This window comes from Nonomuraea sediminis, from assembly GCF_018531495.1.
Lineage (GTDB): Bacteria > Actinomycetota > Actinomycetes > Streptosporangiales > Streptosporangiaceae > Nonomuraea > Nonomuraea sediminis.
Map to the genome: position 1 here is coordinate 617384 of NZ_JAHDTI010000002.1, position 18418 is coordinate 635801.

An 18418-nucleotide genomic window follows, 5' to 3' on the forward strand; every position below is an offset into this window, starting at 1 on the left:
AGCTGACACAGCGCTACCGTCTTCTAGATCGCAAAATCCTGTTGTATGCACGGCTTTCGCCGCATGGGCCCGTGTGCCTGCTTGGGGTAGCCCGTGCCGGCTGCCCCTCCGGAGAAACTCGATTCCAAGTGGCTGTCAGTGATCGCTGTCCGTGCTCCCGGCACCACACCATCTACGGCTGGCGCGCTAGCTGACCGAGTGGGCTGCCTGCCGTACCTCGGTGTCGGCGAAAGTGGCCAAGCGGGCGGCGAATTCTGCCAGGGCGGTGGCGGCGTAGTGGTCTGGGTCCCAGCAAGCGTGGATGGTCAGCAGGACCTTCTGCGCGCGGTGGTCGGTGACGAAGATCGGGTGGGCTCCGAACTGCTCGAGGTTTGTGACGACCGCGACGCCGCGTCCGGCTGCGGCGAGGGCTTGGCTCAGGGGTGGCCAGGCGATCTGCTCGTACCTGTCGTAGCGCAGTTGTTCGCGGGCGACCGCTTCGTCCAGGACGCGGCGGGTTGGGTCGGTGGCCGGCGGGATGAGGAGCGGCGCGTGCACCAGCTCCTCCAGCGGCACGGTCCGTCGCTGAGCCCATGGGTGGTCAGGGGCAACGTAGGCGCGGAGCGGGACGCTGGTCAGGCGGGTCCAGACCAGCCGACCGGTCGGGGGTGCTGTCGCGGCCACGCCCAGATCGTGCCCGGCGAGTACCGCTTCGTGAACGGCATCGGGGGCGACCGAGTCAACGGACACGAACGGGTCGCTCGGGGAAAGCGTGGCCACGAACGGCGCCAGGACGTACTCGATCGTGGTTGGTGCCGCGGCGACGACGACACGGGTCAACAGGCCGCCTGCCATCTGTTGCGCGACCATGGTTGCTCGGTCGGCCCGGGTCACGATGTCCGCGGCGACGTCGCGCATCTGACGCCCGGCGCGTGTCAGCACAAGACGCGGTCCGTTTCTCGTGAACAACTCCACGCCGAGGTCGCGCTCCAGTCGATGGAGCTGCCGTGAGATCGCCGGCTGCGCCACATGGAGGCGAGCGGCTGCCGCCGTGACCGTTCCGCACTCGGCCACAGTGAGGAAGTACCGCAGGTGACGCAGCTCCATGACGAGCCATTATGCCGGACAGGCATGGATACTGCCGAACACTAGGTCTTGGACATTGGAATAGGCCGGAGTCACCATCGTCGGCATGAATCGCGACTGGGTGACGCCGCCCTACCACCGCCACGGCCTGCACCAGGTGGAGCACCTGGTGCCCTGCGCTCTCCTGTCGCGCGGTGACGGCCCGACACGTGAGTTCGGCTCTGCCGACGAGCCGCTGGACTGGAGCGGCCTCGCGCTGCCGTGGGGCGAAGGCGCGGAGATCAGCGGGGAGGAGTTCCTGGCGCGTACCCGCACGGACGCTCTGTTGGTGATGCGCGGCGAGCAGATTGTGTTCGAGCGGTACGTCGATGAATTCACGCCCGCGACGCGGCACATCGTGATGTCGATCTCCAAGTCCTTCTGCGGGATGCTCGCCGGGTGCCTCGTCGAGGAGGGCCTCATCGACCTGGCCTCGCCAACGTCCCGGTACGTCCCCGAGCTGGCCGACGGCTCGTTCGGCGGCGCAGCCGTACAGGAGCTGCTGGACATGACGGCGGCGCCGCACTACGACATGACCTACCTGAACCCGGACGCGGAGGTTCACGCGGGCGATCGCGCCGCAGGGTGGCGGCCCCGCCGGCCGGGTGACGTCGCGGGAACCCGCCCGTTCCTGGCAGGACTCCGCGGTGCCGGTGAACACGGAGCGGGCTTTCAGTACTGCTCCGGCACCACCGACGTGCTCGCCTGGGTGCTCGAACGCGCCGCGGGGCTGGACTACCGAGAGCTGATGGCACGCTATATCTGGTCGCGCATCGGCGCCGAAGCCGACGCCTTCATCACCGTCGACGAGTTCGGCACCCCCTACGCATGCGCGGGGATGGGGATGCGGCTACGGGACCTGGCCCGGTTCGGGCGCCTTGTGCTCGACCGCGGATACCGCGACGGCCAGGCCGTTCTCCCGGCTTCCTGGATCGAACAGACCCGGAACGGCGGGCAGTTCAACACCAGTGAGGAGCCTGACTCCGCCCGCCACGGCACCTACAAGAACCAGTGGTGGGTGCCGGGGGACGATCACGGCAGCTTCTATGGCGTCGGCATCTTCGGCCAGTACCTGTGGCTTGACCCGGTCGCCGACGTGCTGGTCGCGAAGTTCTCCGCCGAGGACGCACCGGTTGCGGATGACTCGCGTGAAATCCAAGCCCTGTCCGCCATCGCCCGCACCATCGTCCCCCAGGAGACCTGACCATGGAGCGCACGCAAACAATCGAGCGACACTCAATCGACTACATCCCCGCCGAGGAACGCCACGGCAAGCCTTGGCACCTGTTCACGATCTGGTTCTCCAGCAACGTCCAGATCACCGGCTTCGTGACCGGCGTCCTCGCGGTGACCGTCGGACTGAACCTGACCTGGGCGATCGCCACCATCCTGATCGGCAACCTCGTCGGTGGCCTGTTCATGGCCTACCACTCCATCCAAGGCCCTCGCCTCGGCGTCCCGCAGATGATCCAGAGCCGAGCCCAGTTCGGGTTCCTCGGCGCCCTGCTGCCCGTCGCGATGGTGCTGGCCATGTACCTCGGCTTCGCCGTCGAAGGCGGTGTGATCACCGGCCAGGCCCTTGCCCACTGGGCGCACATCCCGCTGACCGCCTCGGTGGTCATCCAGGTCGCGATCCCCGCGGTCCTCGCGATCGTCGGGTACAAGGTCATCCATCTGTCCACCCGGGTCGTCAGCGTTCTGTCCGCGGTGGTGTTCGTGATCCTCACCTTCGCGCTCGGAGCCCAGCTACCCGCGTACGTGCCCAGCGGGCCCGCGCCGACATTCGGCACCATCCTTCTCGCGATCTCGATCTTCGTGTCCTGGCAACTCACCTGGGCGCCGTACGTGTCGGACTACTCCCGCTACATGCCCGAGGACACGCCGTCCCGCACCACGTTCCTGTGGACCTACGCCGGTTCCGCCCTGGGCGCGTCATGGGTGATGATCCTCGGCGCCCTGGCCGCCACCATCAGCGCCCAGCAGGTGGGCGACGACGCCATCGGCATGCTGAGCCACCTGGTCCCCGGCCTGGGTCCGGTCATCCTGCTCGCCATCCTCATCGGCGTCGTGCCCGCCGGCGCGTACGGCTACTACGGCATGTACCTCACCGCGATGAGCGCGATCTCCGCCAAAGGCCACGGCGCCGCGAACGCCCGCGTCCGCACCGTCTTCATCCTCATCACCTCGGTGCTGGTCACCGCCGGGATCCTGCTGGCCAACGGACACATCCTCACCACCGTCGAAGACATCACGCTGTTCCTGCTGTACCTGCTGGTGCCCTGGACCGCGATCAACCTCACCGACTACTACCTCGTACGCCGGGGCAACTACGACATCGGCGAACTGTTCAAGATTCGCGGCGCCTACGGTCTGGTCAACCGGCCAGCCATCGTCACTTACCTGATCGCCATCGCCCTGCAGATCCCGTTCATCGACACACCGCTGTACACCGGCCCGATGGCCGAGCGCCTCGGCGGCGCCGACATCTCCTGGATCATCGGGCTCGTCGTATCGACAGTCCTCTACTACGGCTACTCGCGGGCCAGCAGCCGACGACAGGTCCAGGGCGCGTCCGCGTCCTACCCCGCGGAAGCACCAAGTGGCACACGGGAAATCAGAGAAGGAAGGTGAACAGGGGCGAGCCGGGTGGGATGCGCTCCACCGTCAGCGGGCTGGCCTTCATGCGGGACAGGAGACTGTCGAGGTCGCCGGCCCGCTCGAGTTCGATGCCGACGAGCGCCGGGCCGGTTTCGCGGTTGTTCTTCTTAACGTACTCGAAGACGATGATGTCCTCGCCCTCGCCCAGGACCTCGTCCAGGAAGTGGCGCAGGGCGCCGGGGCGTTGCGGGAAGGTCACCAGGAAGTAGTGTCGCAGCCCGATGTGCACGAGGGAGCGCTCCAGCACCTCGTTGTACCGGCTGACGTCGTTGTTGCCGCCTGATACGACGCACACCACCGGCCCTCCGGAGGAGTACGGCAGGACCTCGCGGGCTGCAGCTCCCGCGAGAGCTCCGGCGGGCTCGGCGATGATGCCATCGGTCTGGTAGAGATCCAGCATCTCGGTGCAGACCGCACCCTCATCGACCGCGACGACCTCATCGACCAAGTCCTTGACCAGCGGGAACGTGGAGTCTCCCACCCTTCCGACGGCGGCGCCGTCCACGAAGGTGTCCAACTCGGGCAGAGCCAGGGGCTCGCCGTGGTCGAGGGCGGCGCGCATGCTTGCCGCTCCGGCGGGCTCGGCGCCCACGATGCGGGTGCCGGGTGCGTGCTCGCGTAGCCAGACGGCGATTCCGCTGATCAGGCCGCCGCCACCGACCGGGACGACCACGGTGTGCGGCGCCTGCGTGGACTGCGCCAGGATCTCCAGACCGACTGTGCCCTGCCCGGCCATCGTCCGGATGTCGTCGAACGGATGCACGTAGATCGCGCCGGTCTGCTCGCTGTCGGCGTGCGCGGCGGTGCTCGCCTCGTCATAGGTTCCGCCGCCGACCACGACCTCAACCCGGTCGCCACCGAGCGCGGCGATGCGCTCACGCTTCTGCCGCGGCGTGGTGGACGGGACGTACACGCGACCGCTGATCCCCAGACGCGCGCAGGCGAACGCCACGCCCTGCCCGTGATTGCCCGCGCTCGCGCAGACCACACCACGCCGCCGCTCCTCCTCCGTGAGCGACGCGATCAGGTTGAACGCGCCGCGCACCTTGTAGGAGCGGCAGACCTGCGAGTCCTCACGCTTGAGCAGCACCTGAGCGCCGAGCAGGTCGGACAGCCGCTGGTTCGGCTCCAGCGCGGTACGACGCACCACCGGCCGCAACCGTTCGGCCGCATGACTGATCATCGCGGCGGTGAGGCGGTCGGTCATACATACTCCTGGCACAGCGGTTGATCAGGGGATGTTAGCAAGGCGTCGCGGCGTAGTGGCGACGATCACTGAGACAGCGCCTGTCGTCAGGCGAGCACATCGATACAACGAGCTCGACAGGCCGTGCGATTCCCACCGCGCCTGTCAGACGTCGGTCGACCCTGTGGATGGATCAATGAGGTGCCCGCGCTCAGTGCCTGGTGCTGTGACCGGAAACGTTGACCGGGCTCTTTGGGACGGAGAGCCGCCTTCCGGCAGCAGCCCATTCAGACTGGGACTTCAAAGATGAGCTCAAGGCCGTCCACCTCGTCCCACTGCTCTCCGACCTCCACGAAGCCGAATCCGGAAATCGTGGCCAGGGAAGCGGTGTTCTCGGGGCTGATCGTCACCCGCGCGGTCTTGACTGCGGATTCGGCGGCGGCGCGACGCATCAACTCGGTCAACATCGTCCTGGCGTACCCCTGACGACGGTAGCCGGGGGCCACCGAATAGCCGATCTCCACCATGCCCGACTCATCGGGCGGCCCGTGGAACCCGGCATACCCCACGACGACGCCTTCGGGCTCGGCCACCACAGCTCGGGTGAGCCACCCCGCGCTACCCGGGTCCGAGGCCAGCTGATTGACCCGATACCGCCAAACCCACTTCGCCTGATCAGTGAGGAAGTAGTCCGTGAGCTCGACTCCTGCTTCGGCACTGGCCCGGGCAAGGTCGTCGTCCAGCAAGGCGGTCATGGCCGTGCTCGAGAGATCAACGAATCTCACCGACCGGCGGGCGGGTTCATCTGTCACAGCGCGGATGATTGCGGAGCGCCCTGGAGCGTGTCCAGCGGTTTTCGGAGTGGTCGATGCCCCACCGGCCACTCACTCGAGCTGAGCTCCGGTGAACGTAAGCGCAGCTGCCAGCCGTACATCACCGTGATACAGGCGCAGCTCGTGCACGTACCGAAACGAGCACATCACGCCGACATCAGTGCGGCTGCTGGATGCATAGCTTGGTCATCGCTGGGGGCAGGCCAGGTCGCGTTCCAGTGTGCGGGCGTAGGACTCGACGCCGGTGACGATGTCGACGGCGTCGGGGTCGAGCAACCACTGCGTCTGCAGTCCGTCGAGGGTCGCGATGATCTCGGCTGCCTTGGCCACCGGGTCGATGTCCTGGCGGGTGACACCGGCGGCCTGGGCGGAACGGATGTTCTCGGCGACGATCGCGCGCATCGCGCGGTAGCGCTCGACGAAGTGCTCGTGACCGGGTGAGTCCGGTTCCAGGCTCTCGGCCACCAGTACGGTGAACAGCTTGGCCAGCCCGGCCCGTTCCTTGTTGCGGCGTGCGAACTCCGGCATGGCTCTCAGCACCCCGGAGGGCTCCATGCCCAGCAGTTCCATCGCGAACGCCTCGCTGTCGCTGTCGCGCCGCTCGATCACCGCGAGCAGGAGGCCCGCCTTGCTGCCGAAGTGGTGCAGCAGGCCGGGCTGGGTGATGCCCGCCTCGGCCGCGACGTCGGCCAGCGACGTGCCACGGTAACCGCCGCGGGCGAACATCCCGGCGGCGACGGTGATGATCTCCTCGCGCCGCTGGCGGGCGCGTTCCCGCCTGCTTGGGTCTTGCCCGGTTCGGATCACGGTGCTAAACATAGCGCGTTCACTTACCGAGTACTAGGTAACTGAAATCCGAGAGGTGCGCCCATGCTCCCGAGACGACCGCTCCTGATCGCCGCGTTCACCTTGCTGACCGGAGCGTGCACCGCTCAGCCGGTCATGGCCTCGCAGCGCGAACCGGTGATCCTGGTCCACGGCTGGCACGGGGCGGCCACCGACTTCGACCAGATGAAGACGGCGCTGCAGCAGGCCGGATATCCGACGTACGCGATCGCCCTCCCCGGCGACGAGAACATCGCCAACGCCCAGGCCATCCGCAACCTCGTGGATCAGGTACGGCAGGAGCACGGCGGCGCCAAGGTCAGCCTCGTCGGGCACAGCATGGGAGGGCTGTCCGCGCGCTACTACCTGAAGTTCCTCGGCGGCGCGGACAAGACGCTCAGCTATGTCTCGATGGGCACCGGACAGCTGGGCTACTGGCCCGCCTGCCTGCTGCAACCCAACCAGGGCGGCCAGATGTGCCCGACCAGCACCTTCATCAAGCAGCTCAACAGCGGCGGCCCGACCCCGGACCCGGTCCGGTACACGCTGCTCACGAGCTCGCTCGACGAGACCCGCAACGACGTCATCGCCGGCACCTGGTGCAGGGCCGAGTTCCCGAACGTGCAGCATGCCGACGAGCCGAAGACGCCGGTGTTCATCAACGCCGTCCTCAGCGCCCTCGACGGACACTGCCCGTCCACCTGATCGACGAGCCGGGCTGACCCTCATGCCCTGATCGCTGAGCCGTACCGCTGTTCCAGCCAGGACCTGGCGTCGGAGGGTTGGGTGGGGCGGCCGGTGAGCGGCAGGCGCACTTCTATCCGCGTGCCGGTGTCCTGGTCGGCGACGGAGACGCCGCCGCCGTGCAGCCTCGCCTGCTGGAGTACGAGGGTGAGGCCGAGGCCTGAGCCGGGGCTGCCGGTGCGGCGGTGGAAGCGGGCGAAGACCGTTTCGCGGTCGGCGGGCGGGATGCCGGGACCGGCGTCCCGCACGGACAGGACGGCCGCATCGCCGTCCACGGAAAGCTCCACGGTGATCGCAGCTCGGCCGTGATCATCCATGCCGTGGATCGCGGCGTTGTCCAGCAGGTTGTCCGCGATCACCTGGAGCCCTTCCGCCCACCCGTGCACAGGCAGCCCGCCCGTAGCCCGGGAGGTGATGGTGATCGTGGCGTGCGGATGGCGGCGGCGCGCGTCCTCGATCGCAGTGCAGACGATCTCGGCCAGGTCGACCTGCACGAAGGCCGCGGGGTCGAGCAGCTCGCCGCGTGCCAGCCTGCTCAGCATGGTGATCAACCGCTGGATCCGGCCGTGCTCGGCGTTGAGGTCAGCGACGACCTCGGCCCGCTCCGCCGGGTCCAGCTCCGGGTGGTCGAGCAGGCTCAGGTTGGTGCCCATGCTGGTCAGCGGGGTGCGCAGCTCGTGCGCCGCGGTGGCGGCGAAGGCGCGCGCCGTTTCCAGCGCCTCGCCCGTGCGCGCCACCGCCGCGTCACGCCGGTCAAGCAGCTCGTTGACCAGCTCGGCCAGTGAGTCCACCTCGACGGCTCCCGAGCCGGTCGCCAGCCTGCTCCCCCCGCGAGGCAGGTCGATCGCGCGAGCCTGCCGGTGGAGCACCGTCACCGGTCGTACGGCGAGCCGCCCGAGCGCCAGGCCCGCCACCACGCCCACGCCGGTCGCGACCAGCGTGGACAGCAGCACGCGCCGGGCGAGCTGCCAGCGTTGCTCGTTCAGGTACGCCTCAGGCTCGAACAGCCACAGCCGGTCGCGCTGCCCCAGGTCCGCCTGTACGAACCGCCACCGCCGCCCGCCGCTGATGAGGTCAGCAGGTCCAGGGACACCCGTCGGGTACGGGCTGGCGGGTCCGGGGACATACGGCCCGGCGGGCAGGTGCCCGATGGCGAGCGGCTTGGCACTCGCGACCTCGAGATACGCCCCGCCCAGGTTGCCGCCGGTGGCCGCTTCAACCAGCCGCTGCTCGAGCAGGTCCGGCGCCTTCCCCTGATGAGCCTGCCACGCGTACAGGGAGGCCACGGGTATCAGCGCGTGCAAGCGCGCGACCAGTTGCCTGTCCCGCTCGGCGTACATGTCCTCGGACACCAGGCGCAGCACGAACAGCCCGGCCAGCAGGACCAGCAACGGGACCAGTACGGCGAAGCAGACGGCGAACCGGGTGGACAACCTCATGATCGGGGCACCCGCAGCACGAACCCGACCCCGCGGACCGTGTGCACCATCCGGGGTTCGCCGGCGGCCTCGAGCTTGCGACGCAGATAACCGATGAAGGTGTCCACGGCGTTGTCGGTCACCTCGAAGTCGTATCCCCAGACCCGCTCCAGCAGCACCTGCCGGGACAGCACGAGGCCGGCGTTGCGCGCCAGCGTCTCGAGGAGGTCGAACTCGCGCCGGGTCAGGTCGATGCCGCGGCCGTCGAGCGCGACCCGGCGGGCGGCCGGATCGATCGTCAGCGGGCCCGCTCGTACCGTCGTCCCGGGAGCGCTACCGGCCCTGCGCAGCAGGGCGCGCAGCCGTAGGACCAGCTCCTCCAGCGCGAACGGCTTCACGACGTAGTCGTCCGCGCCCGCGGCCAGCCCGGCCACCCGGTCGGCGACCTCGTCCATGGCCGAGAGCATCAGCACGGGCATCTCCGAGCCGAGGCCGCGTAGCCGCGAGCACACGTCTATCCCGGACATGCCAGGCATCGACACGTCGAGCACGACTGCGTCCGCGCTGTCGACCAGTTCCAGCGCCTGCCGCCCGGATTCGGCGGTCTCGACACCGAATCCCGCAAGCCGCAGGCCGCGGCGTAAGGAACGCAGGATCGCCGGGTCGTCATCGACGGCGAGTATCCGGTGCGCGGTCATCGGAGCGCTCCTCGGGTCTCACGAATTTGCCAAAGAGGTCGGGTTCACTGCCGGAGATCATTCATCGGCCGAAGGGAAGTTCACGCATGCGGAGGATTCGTACAAGTCTGGCGGTGTTATTCGCCGTCCTGGCCACAGCGTACGCAGCCGGAAGCGGCGCCGCGGCGAGCTCCCGCGGCACCACCGTCCACACGATCAACGTGGACGGGCGGGAGCGGAGCTACCGTCTTTATCGGCCCGCGTCGCTCCTGGCGAAGGCGCCGCTGGTGGTGATGGTGCACGGCGGCTTCGGCTCGGCGAAGCAGGCCGAGAAGTCGTACGGGTGGGACGCGGAGGCTGACAGGCGGCACTTCGCCGTCGCCTATCCCGACGGGCCGAGGGCCTGGAACGTCGGCGACGGCTGCTGCGGCAGGCCGGGCAGGCAGCAGGTGGACGACGTCGCCTTCATCACCCGGATGGTCGCCGACATCGGCCGTCAGCTGCGCGTCGACCCCAAGAGGGTGTACGCCACGGGGATCTCCAACGGTGGCATGATGGCCTACCGGCTGGCCTGCGACACGAAGATCTTCGCCGCCATCGGACCCGTGGCGACGACGCGGCTCGGCGACTGCCCCAGGCCCGCGCCGCTGTCGGTCATCCACATCCATGGCCTGGCCGACCAGAACGTACGCTTCGACGGCGCCCCCGGCACCGGATTCGCCAAGATCGACGGGCCGCCGGTGCCCGAGATCATCGCCGGCTGGCGGGCCATCGACCACTGCGGCAGCCCCACCGTCACCACGTCGGGACCGGTCACCACCGAACTGGCCCGCTGCCCGCACGGCCGCGCCGTCAGCCTGATCACCATCGAGGGAGCCGGGCACCAGTGGCCGGGCGGAGAGGTCGTCCGCGAGCGGGCCGACCCCCCGTCCAAGGCCCTCGACGCCACGTCGGTCATCTGGGACTTCTTCGCGGCCCACGCCAAGCGGTAATGCCCGGGCTCAACCGGCGGTGTACTCCACGGCGACGCTCACCACCGTGAGGCCACCGAAGACCAGGGCCAGGGTGGTGAGCCCGCTGTCGTAGAGGGCGAGCGCGGCCGTACCGAGCGTCGCCAGCTTGACGACGATCTCCGCGGCGAGCGGCAGCGGGACCACCGGTCCTCCGGCGGCGAGGAACAGCGCCCACACCACGCCTGCCAGGACCGGCGCGCCCACAGCCAGCAGCGTCCGCTGGACGGGACCGTTGCCGGTCTTGATCCCCCAGTAGCACAACGCGGCCAGCATGCCCATTTCCAGGGCGAAGGCCAGCCCCGCGTTGGCGACGGTGAGCGGGGTCCAGTCGCGGTCGGCGACCGGACCCGGCCTGGCGATCCTCATGCCTCGGCCGCCTTCTTGAGTCCGGTGAGCCACTTCTCCAGCGTCGCGTGGAGCTTGGCGTTGTTGAAGAACAGGATCAGGAACGGCCCGCCCATGGACTCCTCGGTCCGCACCAGGGTGGCGCCGTCGGCGGTCTCCTCCAGCACGTGCCGGTGCACGGCGTACGCCCCCGCCGACACGCCGGTCCAGGTGATCTCCCGCTCGGGTCGGACGACGGCGAAGCGTGACTTGATCCGCGCCATGCCGTTCTTCCAGGTGAAGCCGGCGTCCACGGCGACGGTGGAGTCCAGTCTGATGTCATGGATGGCCGGGTCCAGGAGTCCCCATCGGGAAGGGTCGCTCAGCAGCTTCCACACTCGCTGGAGGGGTGCCTCGATGCGGATTTCGAAGGAGGCGGTGAGCGGTGCCCGCTCGTCCAGTCGCCCCTTCTTGGCGTACTCCTCGTGCAGGACCTCGAGCGAGGGACCGCGATAGAGCAGACGGTCGAACATGTGCTTCCTCAGTGTTTCAGAAGGGTTGATCACGTCGGCAGGGTGCGCAGCCTGCTGACCGGGGAGACCACGAGTCCGATGACGACGGTGGCCGAGCCGATCGCGGCCACGGTGAGCGCGCCCCTGGCGCCGAGCTGACCGGCGAGGAGACCGGCGGACAGGCCGCCGAGGGCGCCGCCGCCGAACAGCAGCGTCCTGAACACCGCCGTCATCCGCCCCATCATCGACTGCGGCGTGCCGGCCTGGCGCAGGCTGACGATGATGACTCCGGCCACGCCCAGGCCCAGGTACGTGGTGAAGAAGGAAAGGACGAACATACCGATCATCACCGGCATGGGCCCGGCGGCCGTGACGATCAGCGTCGGCCCCAGCAGGAGCGCTGACTGCGCGACCAGGTAGACGCGCCCGAGCGGGAACCGCCTGATGACCCGTCCGGAGATCACCGCGCCGATCAGGCCGCCCACGGAGGCGGCAGCGAAGATGCCGCCGAGGGTCGTCGAGGGCAGATGGAGGTCGCGGGAGCCGTACAGCAGGAACATGGTCCACACGGTGATCATCGAGAAGTTGCAGCAGAACCCGATCAGTGCCAGAGCGCGCAGGATCCTGTCGCCCAGCACCCAGCGGAGCCCGTCGCGCAGTTCCGTCAACGCGTGCCGCTCGGCGGCGGGTTGCGGGCGTGGCTCGGGGGTGCGGATCAGCAGCAGCGAGACCACGGACACGACGTACGAGGCCGCGTCCACGACCAGGGCCATCGGTGCGCCCAACGCCGACACCAGCACACCGGCGATCCCGGGACCGGCCACGTCGGCCGCCGAGGAGCTGGCGCTCAGCCTGGCACTGGCCTCGACGTAGCGGGTCGGGCTCTTCACCAGGGTGGGCACGTAGGACATCCAGCTCACGTCGAAGAACACCGACGCGATGCCGACGGCGCATCCGATGGCCAGCAACACCGGCAGGTTCAGTGCGTGACACCAGTACAAGACCGGTACGAGTGCCAGCAGGGACATCCTGACGAGGTTGGCGGCCAGCATGACGCGCCTGCGCCGGACCCGGTCGGTCCATACTCCGATCAGCAGGGCGAGCGCGAGGAAGGGGACGAGCTGCAGGAACCGCAGGAGCCCGACCTGCTCGTCCGTGGCGCCGAACGCGCTGATGGCTGTCAGGGGTAACGCGAGGTTGGTGACCTGGGTGCCGAACAGGGAAACGGTCTCGCCGAGCCAGAACTTCATGAAGTCGCCGTTGCGCCGCAGGCTCTCCGCCTGCGGCGCGGGCGGCGCGAGGGTTTCGGTCATCAGTGACCCGCGAACTCGGCGACGGTGGCGGCGACCAGGTCGACTTCCTCTTCGGTGTTGTAGTAGTGCGGCGACAGGCGCAGGCACCAGTCGACGTCCTTGTCGCCGAAGTCGAACTGCGCGAACTCGCGGAAGCTGAGCGCCGAGTTGATGCCTCGGGCGTCCATCGCCGCCTTGAACGGCTGCGCCTCCCAGCCCGCGATCTCGAACGTGACAAGGGCTCCCAGCTCAGGTCCGCGGTCGAGCGTGCGCACTCCGGGGATAGCGTCGAGCAGGCCGCGCAACCGGGCCGCCAGTGCCGGCGTACGGCGGGCGATGGCGTCCACGCCGACCTCGCGGGCGTAGCGTGCGGCGGCGGCGCTACCGAGCACGGAGGCGTAGGGAAACTCCCACTCCTCGAACCTGGCCGCCGTCTCGGCGGGCTGGTACCGGCCGGGCTCGACCCAGCGGGAGCCGTGCATGTCGATGAACAGCGGCTCGTAACCGGCCCGCAGGACGCGGTCGGACACGTACAGGAATCCCGTGGCGCGCGGGCCGCGCAGGAACTTGCGGCAGGTCGCGGTGAGCAGGTCGCAGCCGATCTCGGCGACGTCGACGGGATACTGGCCGACCGACTGGCAGGCGTCGACCAGGTACAGCAGATCCAGTTCACGGCAGTGTCTGCCGATCTCGGCGACCGGCTGGACCAGGCCGGAGTTGGTGGGGATGTGGGTGGCGCTGACCAGCCTGGGGCGATGCGCTCGCATCAGCTCGGCCATCGCGGCCACGTTCACGCCGCCCTCGGGAGTGTCGGGGGCGTACACGATCCGCACGCCGTACCGCTTGCGCAGGGACAGGAACGCGATCTGGTTGGAGATGAAGTCGTTGCGGGTGGTCAGGATGACGTCCCCGGCCTCGAACGGGATGGAGGACAGCGCGGTGGAGTAGGCGTGGGTGGCGCTGCCGGAGAAGGCGATGTTGTCGGGCGTGCAGTTGATCAGGGCGGCGATCTCGGTGTAGAAGCCGCGCACCTGCTCGGCGCGGGCGGCGGCGGCCTCGTAGCCGCCCATGACCGCTTCCAGGTTCAGGTGGTCGAGCATCGCGGACAGCACCGGAGCCGCCAGCAGGCCGCAGCCCGCGTTGTTGAAGTGGACGACCCGCTCGGCGCCCGGGGTGTCGGCGCGCAGTGCCGCGACGTTCAGTAGTGGTTCCGGAGTGCGGACAGAAGTGCTACTGTGATCTCTCATGTCAGACAGTAGCACTTCTGGCGAGTTGGTAACCAGGCTGCGTGCGCTGCTGACCGGGCTCGCGCCCGGCGACCGCCTGCCGAGCAGCCGGGAGCTGATCGAGCGCTACCGGGTCGGCCCCGGCACCGTGTCGCGCGCCATCGCCACGCTGGCGGCCGAGGGCGCCGTGGTCACCCGTCCCGGCAGCGGCACGTTCGTCGCCCCGCGCGTCGCCAGGTCGCAGGCCGACGCCCCGGACACCTCCTGGCAGGCGGTGGCGCTGGCCGGGCGCGACTTCGACCCGGCCCATGCCGTCGAGGCGTCGCACCCCCTTCCTGAGGGTGCGATCTCGATGGCCGGGGGCTACCTGCACGAGACGTTGCAACCGACCCGGGCGCTGGGCGCGGCTCTGGCACGGGCAGCGCGCCGCCCTGACGCGTGGCACCGGGCACCGACGGCGGGCCTGGCGCCGCTTCGCGCGATCTTCGCCCGGCAGGTGGGAAGCACGGTGACCCCTGAGGACGTGCTGGTCACCGGGGGCGGCCAAGGGGCCCTGTCGATGCTGTTCAGGGCCATCGCCGCACCGGGCAGCCCGATCCTGATGGAGTCGCCCACCTACGCCGGCGCGCTGGCCGCCGCACGGGCGGCTGGTCTGCGGCCCGTGCCCGTCCCGATGGACGAGGACGGCATCCGTCCCGAACTGCTGGCGGACGCGTTCGCCATGACCGGTGCCCGCCTGCTGTACTGCCAGCCGACGTTCCACAACCCGACCGGCACGGTGCTCGCCCCCGCCCGGCGCGGCCAGATCATCGACGTGGCCAGGGCCGCGGGGGCCTTCCTCATCGAGGACGACTTCGCCCGGCACCTCGGGCACGGCCGGCCGGTGCCGCCCGCGCTGGTCACCGACGACCGCCACGGCACGGTGGTACACCTGACCTCGCTGACCAAGCCCGCGTCGCCGAGCCTGCGCATCGGCGCGGTGATCGCCCGTGGCCCGGTGATGCGGCGGCTGATAGGGATGCGCTACGTCGACGACTTCTTCATCGCCCGGCCCTTGCAGGAGGCGGCCGTCGAGCTGGTCAGCACACCGGCCTGGGAGCGGCACCTGCAGGCCCTGTCCACGGCGCTGCGGGAACGCTGCGCGGTGCTGGCCGAGGCCCTCGCCCGCGAGGTTCCCGGCTGGACGCTCACCCGGGTCCCGGCCGGAGGACTGCACCTGTGGGTACGGCTGCCGCCCGGGTGCCACGACTCCGCCATGGCCGACGCGGCACGGGCCCACGGCGTGGCCGTCAACTCCGGCAGCCGCTACTTTCCCGCGGAACCCACGGACGCCTATCTCCGGTTGGGCTTCGCCGCCGCCGCGAGCACGGCCGAGCTGACCGAGGGCGCCCGCTGCCTCGGCACCGCGGCCCGGACCATCGGCTGAGGCGTCAGGACCGCTTCATGTACGTCCGATGGAAGCGCTGATCAGGTCCCGCCCATTCGCCTCTTGATCTCCGCCTGGATGGCTTCCTCAAGGTCAGGGGGATACTTGTACCGCGTCTTTCCTGGCCCGAGGCAGCCCTCCATCGCTCCCTCGAAGGAGGGCTTTATTCTGCCCTCCTGCAGCCACTTCATAACGAGGTCGCCATGCACTTCCTGGGTTATTCTGCGCTTCTTGCGGAACTGGAAAAGACGCTTGAAGAGAAGTCCGATCTTCCGCAACATCGTACGAAGCAGGTTCCCCAGCCGTGCCTTCATAAGATTCACCCAGCTCCGGACACCGGGATTCACCATAGCCGCCACGGAGATGGCGGCAATCGCGGCGCCGATGCTCCCGACCGCCGTCAGAGCGAACTTGGCCATCTTGAGCCCTCCGGCCGCGGCCGAGAGGCGCCGGTGCAGGTCGGAAGCCTGAGACAGCGGGCTTTCTGCACCAGTTATGTACTCGTTCACCGCATCGGTAGCGGGCCCGCGGTTCGCCCCGGCCAAGCTGTGCGCTCGCTTGCCGTCAGAGACGACCGTACGAAGGCGGTCGGAGGCCGCTTCCAATGCTGCGATATGGCGGTCGAAAGCTTCGAAGTCCGGCTCCGGGATTCCGAGCATGGCGAAGCCTGCCGCGAGAACCGTCATGCGGAGATCTGCCGGACGGCCTGGCGGATGGCGTCCTCTGCTGCGACGTTGGTGGAGGCCATGAGGCGCTGGCCACTTCCCGTATCGCCGAGTTGGCCGACCAATTCGTCATACTCGTCCAGCAGATTCCCTATGTGGTCGTGATACCCGCCTACTTCTTCATAAGGGAGTGGGTTGCCGCTGCTCAACTCAACGCGCAGATTTCTGGTGAACCGAGCGGTCTCATCGGCCAGCATTTGGAAATCAGTACCCGCTGCGGCCCTCCCGACGGCGTCGGTCACCACTTCGTCGCCATAAAAGTCAGCCATTTTTAGCTTCCCTCACGCGTCGTCCAGTCTCCGAAGGGTCTCATCCAGCACTGCGTTCATGCGGGACAGGTCTCCATATGCACGGAACTCCAGCTCCTCCACTCGCAGAATGAGCTCTTGAACGTCGAAATCAGCAGAGTCGTTATCCGTGCCCTCGCCTGCGGCTTCGTCCCCGATGTCGTCGACCCGATTCAGTCTGTCCTGCTGTGCGGCTCGCACAACAGCCACGATCTGATCTGCCAACGTTGCCCCGTCCAACCGCGTCGTCCGAGGACTGAGCCGCAGCCGCTCGAGAAGGCCGTCAGCGCCCACAACGGCACTCATCGACCCATCCGCCGCCTCTGCCTGCCCGCGGATTTCATCATCATCCCTGCCCGACGCGATCACGGGCCCCGATGATCGCAGGTACCACAGGAAGTGGCAACGGGCGGTCGGCGAGATCACCCAACTGCAGGCCTTCGCTGATGGCCTGCTCGAGAGGATTTTGTGAAGGCCCCAACCGTTCACCCCCTCGGGGGCGTCTTGTCTACATGACGGATTCCGAGGCGTTCGAGGCCTTCGTCGCCGCCTGGCACCCGCGGCTGCTGCGTGCCGCCATCCTCATCAGCGGTGACAGGTATCTGGCCGAGGACGTGCTCCAGGATGCGTTGATCAAACTGGCGCGCCACTGGTCGAAGGTGCATACCGACCCAGTCAGCTACGTGCGTACCACCCTGTACAGGGACGTGGCTTCCAGGTGGCGCAGGCGACGGGAATTCGCCTACGAGGAGCCGCCCGAGCAGGCGGATCACGACACCTCGGGAGCGTCGGACCTGAAGATGGTGTTCGCCCGCGCGCTGGCCAGACTGCCGGTGAAGCAGCGGGCGGTGCTGGTGCTGCGCTTCTACGAGGACCTGCCCGTCGCGGAGGTCGCCGCGATCCTCCGGGTCTCGTCCGGGACGGTGAAGAGCCAGACGCACGCGGCGCTCAGGCGATTACGCGAGGTCGCTCCCGAACTGGAAGAGGTGTTGATATGACGGACCAGAAGCTGCGGGAGCTCTTCAATGATCTCGCCGAGACTCTGCCTGAGGGATCGTCCCATGCGGGCGAGCTGTGGCGGCAGGGCACGCGGAGCCGTACCCGCCGCCGGTGGGCGGTGGCCGCGGCGGCCGCGACGGTCACCGCGCTCGTCGTGGTAGGGATCGCCGTGTCCCCGGAGCCGGTCGAGCGCGACATCACCGTGTATCCCAGCGTCACGCCCACGCCCCGGATCCCGCCGACCCGCGCCATGGACATAGCGCCGCCGCCCAGCGGTGAGGCGAGGCTGCCCGCGCTGGTGACCGCGCTGCCGGAGAAGTGGGCCGACATCCCCGTCGTGACCACGGTTTCCGGACCAGTCCTGGCGCTGGCCCAGTTCGGCGACGGGCGGATCTACATGATGAAATCCGGCGGCCGCATCCCTCTCGATGTGAAGCTGGACGGCGGGACGCCGCTGAAGCCCAACTCGCTCTCCCCCGACGGGATGATGGCCGCCTTCCCGCAGAAGGACGAGGTGGTGGTCGTCGACCTCGTGGTCGGCCAGGCCAGGCACTACCCGGTGCCGGGGTTCAACGAGATGGTGCTCTGGCGCGGCGATCAACTCCTCGTCGAGCAGGAGAAGGCGGACTACCTGCTCGACCTGACCACGGGGAAGGCGCGGCGGCAGCCGTACAAGGGCTTCACGGGTGTCGCGGGCTACCGCGACCTCAGGATCGTCTCGCCCGACGAAGGCGGCGTGACGGTCATCCAGGAGGACGGGTGGGAGGTGCCGCTGAACGTCCAGGACATCACCGACAAGGGCAGCATGCCCGTGGGCGTCCTGGGCAACCACGGATGGCAGTACGGCGACCTCGTCGCCAGGTCCGCGTTCGCCCGGGGGGAGGCAGCCGACGTGGTCGTCGTAGCCGACATCACCACGGGACGGGTGGTCAGGACGCTGCTCCTCCCCTGGGGCGCTTCTCCTGACATGAGGTGCGGGAAGGGCGGCTGCCCCGTGCGCGGCTGGATCGGCCAGGACACGGTGATCATCGAGAGCAGGGACAGGCTGCTCGGCTGGAACATCAACACCGGCGCGCTGTCACGCGTCGCCGAGCTACCCCAGGGTGTGACGGCCTACTCCCTGCGCTCGGGGTGAGCGGCCGGGCTTGGCTCACCGTGAAGGGCCTGAT

20 protein-coding genes are annotated in these 18418 nt (G+C 68.7%); 7 read left to right on the forward strand and 13 right to left on the reverse strand.

Annotated features, from left to right (window positions below):
* Positions 1 to 186 precede the first annotated feature (186 nt).
* Positions 187 to 1086, reverse strand: coding sequence for a LysR family transcriptional regulator (locus tag KIK09_RS10925; RefSeq protein WP_214318613.1), 900 nt, complete (start codon positions 1084 to 1086; stop codon positions 187 to 189).
* 85 nt (positions 1087 to 1171) lie between these two features.
* Here KIK09_RS10925 and KIK09_RS10930 point away from each other — a divergent pair, with 85 nt between their 5' ends.
* Both KIK09_RS10930 and KIK09_RS10935 read left to right on the forward strand, forming a co-directional pair.
* On the forward strand, positions 1172 to 2308 hold the full coding sequence (locus KIK09_RS10930) for a serine hydrolase domain-containing protein (RefSeq protein ID WP_214318614.1): 1137 nt from the start codon (positions 1172 to 1174) through the stop codon (positions 2306 to 2308).
* Between the two features lie 2 nt (positions 2309 to 2310).
* Complete coding sequence (locus KIK09_RS10935) at positions 2311 to 3735, forward strand: purine-cytosine permease family protein (protein WP_214318615.1); 1425 nt, start codon at positions 2311 to 2313, stop codon at positions 3733 to 3735.
* On the opposite strand, the gene ilvA is transcribed toward KIK09_RS10935, so the two are convergent.
* The 3 genes from ilvA to KIK09_RS10950 form a co-directional block, all read right to left on the reverse strand.
* Complete coding sequence (gene ilvA, locus KIK09_RS10940; RefSeq protein WP_214318616.1) at positions 3719 to 4969, reverse strand: threonine ammonia-lyase IlvA; 1251 nt, start codon at positions 4967 to 4969, stop codon at positions 3719 to 3721. The genes KIK09_RS10935 and ilvA overlap by 17 nt on opposite strands.
* Before the next feature lie 266 nt (positions 4970 to 5235).
* On the reverse strand, positions 5236 to 5703 hold the full coding sequence (locus KIK09_RS10945; protein ID WP_214318617.1) for a GNAT family N-acetyltransferase: 468 nt from the start codon (positions 5701 to 5703) through the stop codon (positions 5236 to 5238).
* Positions 5704 to 5967: 264 nt separating this feature from the next.
* Entirely contained in the window at positions 5968 to 6588 is a 621-nt protein-coding gene (locus tag KIK09_RS10950) for a TetR/AcrR family transcriptional regulator (RefSeq protein WP_214318618.1), read from the reverse strand.
* A 63-nt stretch (positions 6589 to 6651) separates the two neighbouring features.
* Between KIK09_RS10950 and KIK09_RS10955 the strand changes: the two genes are divergently transcribed.
* On the forward strand, positions 6652 to 7311 hold the full coding sequence (locus KIK09_RS10955; protein ID WP_214318619.1) for an esterase/lipase family protein: 660 nt from the start codon (positions 6652 to 6654) through the stop codon (positions 7309 to 7311).
* Between the two features lie 20 nt (positions 7312 to 7331).
* Here KIK09_RS10955 and KIK09_RS10960 read toward each other — a convergent pair whose 3' ends face one another.
* Together KIK09_RS10960 and KIK09_RS10965 are read right to left on the reverse strand one after the other, a co-directional pair.
* The gene (locus tag KIK09_RS10960; RefSeq protein ID WP_214318620.1) at positions 7332 to 8789 is read right to left on the reverse strand and encodes a sensor histidine kinase; all 1458 of its coding nucleotides are present in this window, start codon (positions 8787 to 8789) and stop codon (positions 7332 to 7334) included.
* Positions 8786 to 9466 carry a response regulator transcription factor gene (locus KIK09_RS10965; RefSeq protein WP_214318621.1) on the reverse strand — a complete coding sequence of 227 codons (681 nt, stop codon included), beginning with the start codon at positions 9464 to 9466 and terminating at the stop codon, positions 8786 to 8788. Before KIK09_RS10965 ends, KIK09_RS10960 begins: the two co-directional genes overlap by 4 nt.
* A 113-nt stretch (positions 9467 to 9579) precedes the next feature.
* Here KIK09_RS10965 and KIK09_RS10970 point away from each other — a divergent pair, with 113 nt between their 5' ends.
* Positions 9580 to 10437 (forward strand): CE1 family esterase, encoded by an 858-nt coding sequence (locus tag KIK09_RS10970; protein ID WP_214318622.1) that lies wholly within the window; start codon positions 9580 to 9582, stop codon positions 10435 to 10437.
* Between the two features lie 9 nt (positions 10438 to 10446).
* On the opposite strand, the gene KIK09_RS10975 is transcribed toward KIK09_RS10970, so the two are convergent.
* From KIK09_RS10975 to KIK09_RS10990, 4 genes are read right to left on the reverse strand one after another with little or no spacing between them, the layout of a single operon-like run.
* On the reverse strand, positions 10447 to 10824 hold the full coding sequence (locus KIK09_RS10975; RefSeq protein WP_214318623.1) for a YrdB family protein: 378 nt from the start codon (positions 10822 to 10824) through the stop codon (positions 10447 to 10449).
* Positions 10821 to 11315 (reverse strand): SRPBCC family protein, encoded by a 495-nt coding sequence (locus KIK09_RS10980; protein ID WP_214318624.1) that lies wholly within the window; start codon positions 11313 to 11315, stop codon positions 10821 to 10823. Before KIK09_RS10980 ends, KIK09_RS10975 begins: the two co-directional genes overlap by 4 nt.
* Before the next feature lie 29 nt (positions 11316 to 11344).
* Positions 11345 to 12607, reverse strand: coding sequence for an MFS transporter (locus KIK09_RS10985; protein ID WP_214318625.1), 1263 nt, complete (start codon positions 12605 to 12607; stop codon positions 11345 to 11347).
* Positions 12607 to 13833 carry an aminotransferase class V-fold PLP-dependent enzyme gene (locus tag KIK09_RS10990; protein WP_214318626.1) on the reverse strand — a complete coding sequence of 409 codons (1227 nt, stop codon included), beginning with the start codon at positions 13831 to 13833 and terminating at the stop codon, positions 12607 to 12609. Before KIK09_RS10990 ends, KIK09_RS10985 begins: the two co-directional genes overlap by 1 nt.
* Between KIK09_RS10990 and KIK09_RS10995 the strand changes: the two genes are divergently transcribed.
* The gene (locus KIK09_RS10995; RefSeq protein ID WP_214318627.1) at positions 13832 to 15238 is read left to right on the forward strand and encodes an aminotransferase-like domain-containing protein; all 1407 of its coding nucleotides are present in this window, start codon (positions 13832 to 13834) and stop codon (positions 15236 to 15238) included. The genes KIK09_RS10990 and KIK09_RS10995 overlap by 2 nt on opposite strands.
* Positions 15239 to 15279: 41 nt before the next feature.
* Here KIK09_RS10995 and KIK09_RS11000 read toward each other — a convergent pair whose 3' ends face one another.
* Genes KIK09_RS11000 through KIK09_RS11010 form a run of 3 tightly spaced genes read right to left on the reverse strand, consistent with a single transcriptional unit; the run spans position 15280 to position 16619 of the window.
* The gene (locus KIK09_RS11000) at positions 15280 to 15924 is read right to left on the reverse strand and encodes a hypothetical protein (protein WP_214318628.1); all 645 of its coding nucleotides are present in this window, start codon (positions 15922 to 15924) and stop codon (positions 15280 to 15282) included.
* Positions 15921 to 16232, reverse strand: coding sequence for a hypothetical protein (locus tag KIK09_RS11005; RefSeq protein ID WP_214318629.1), 312 nt, complete (start codon positions 16230 to 16232; stop codon positions 15921 to 15923). The genes KIK09_RS11000 and KIK09_RS11005 overlap by 4 nt, the downstream gene beginning before the upstream one ends.
* A 12-nt stretch (positions 16233 to 16244) precedes the next feature.
* On the reverse strand, positions 16245 to 16619 hold the full coding sequence (locus KIK09_RS11010) for a hypothetical protein (protein ID WP_214318630.1): 375 nt from the start codon (positions 16617 to 16619) through the stop codon (positions 16245 to 16247).
* A 143-nt stretch (positions 16620 to 16762) separates the two neighbouring features.
* Here KIK09_RS11010 and KIK09_RS11015 point away from each other — a divergent pair, with 143 nt between their 5' ends.
* Both KIK09_RS11015 and KIK09_RS11020 read left to right on the forward strand, forming a co-directional pair.
* Positions 16763 to 17248 carry a SigE family RNA polymerase sigma factor gene (locus tag KIK09_RS11015; protein WP_214318631.1) on the forward strand — a complete coding sequence of 162 codons (486 nt, stop codon included), beginning with the start codon at positions 16763 to 16765 and terminating at the stop codon, positions 17246 to 17248.
* Positions 17245 to 18384 carry a hypothetical protein gene (locus tag KIK09_RS11020; RefSeq protein WP_214318632.1) on the forward strand — a complete coding sequence of 380 codons (1140 nt, stop codon included), beginning with the start codon at positions 17245 to 17247 and terminating at the stop codon, positions 18382 to 18384. Before KIK09_RS11015 ends, KIK09_RS11020 begins: the two co-directional genes overlap by 4 nt.
* The last annotated feature ends 34 nt before the right edge of the window (positions 18385 to 18418 follow it).

Bases quoted from the DNA above. Each gene is read 5' to 3' on its own strand.
- KIK09_RS10925 (WP_214318613.1), bottom strand. From the start codon at position 1,086: ATGGAGCTGCGTCACCTGCGGTACTTCCTCACTGTGGCCGAGTGCGGA.
- KIK09_RS10930 (WP_214318614.1), top strand. From the start codon at position 1,172: ATGAATCGCGACTGGGTGACGCCGCCCTACCACCGCCACGGCCTGCAC.
- KIK09_RS10935 (WP_214318615.1), top strand. From the start codon at position 2,311: ATGGAGCGCACGCAAACAATCGAGCGACACTCAATCGACTACATCCCC.
- ilvA (WP_214318616.1), bottom strand. From the start codon at position 4,969: ATGACCGACCGCCTCACCGCCGCGATGATCAGTCATGCGGCCGAACGG.
- KIK09_RS10945 (WP_214318617.1), bottom strand. From the start codon at position 5,703: ATGACCGCCTTGCTGGACGACGACCTTGCCCGGGCCAGTGCCGAAGCA.
- KIK09_RS10955 (WP_214318619.1), top strand. From the start codon at position 6,652: ATGCTCCCGAGACGACCGCTCCTGATCGCCGCGTTCACCTTGCTGACC.
- KIK09_RS10960 (WP_214318620.1), bottom strand. From the start codon at position 8,789: ATGAGGTTGTCCACCCGGTTCGCCGTCTGCTTCGCCGTACTGGTCCCG.
- KIK09_RS10965 (WP_214318621.1), bottom strand. From the start codon at position 9,466: ATGACCGCGCACCGGATACTCGCCGTCGATGACGACCCGGCGATCCTG.
- KIK09_RS10975 (WP_214318623.1), bottom strand. From the start codon at position 10,824: ATGAGGATCGCCAGGCCGGGTCCGGTCGCCGACCGCGACTGGACCCCG.
- KIK09_RS10980 (WP_214318624.1), bottom strand. From the start codon at position 11,315: ATGTTCGACCGTCTGCTCTATCGCGGTCCCTCGCTCGAGGTCCTGCAC.
- KIK09_RS10985 (WP_214318625.1), bottom strand. From the start codon at position 12,607: ATGACCGAAACCCTCGCGCCGCCCGCGCCGCAGGCGGAGAGCCTGCGG.
- KIK09_RS10995 (WP_214318627.1), top strand. From the start codon at position 13,832: ATGTCAGACAGTAGCACTTCTGGCGAGTTGGTAACCAGGCTGCGTGCG.
- KIK09_RS10990 (WP_214318626.1), bottom strand. From the start codon at position 13,833: ATGAGAGATCACAGTAGCACTTCTGTCCGCACTCCGGAACCACTACTG.
- KIK09_RS11000 (WP_214318628.1), bottom strand. From the start codon at position 15,924: ATGACGGTTCTCGCGGCAGGCTTCGCCATGCTCGGAATCCCGGAGCCG.
- KIK09_RS11005 (WP_214318629.1), bottom strand. From the start codon at position 16,232: ATGGCTGACTTTTATGGCGACGAAGTGGTGACCGACGCCGTCGGGAGG.
- KIK09_RS11015 (WP_214318631.1), top strand. From the start codon at position 16,763: ATGACGGATTCCGAGGCGTTCGAGGCCTTCGTCGCCGCCTGGCACCCG.
- KIK09_RS11020 (WP_214318632.1), top strand. From the start codon at position 17,245: ATGACGGACCAGAAGCTGCGGGAGCTCTTCAATGATCTCGCCGAGACT.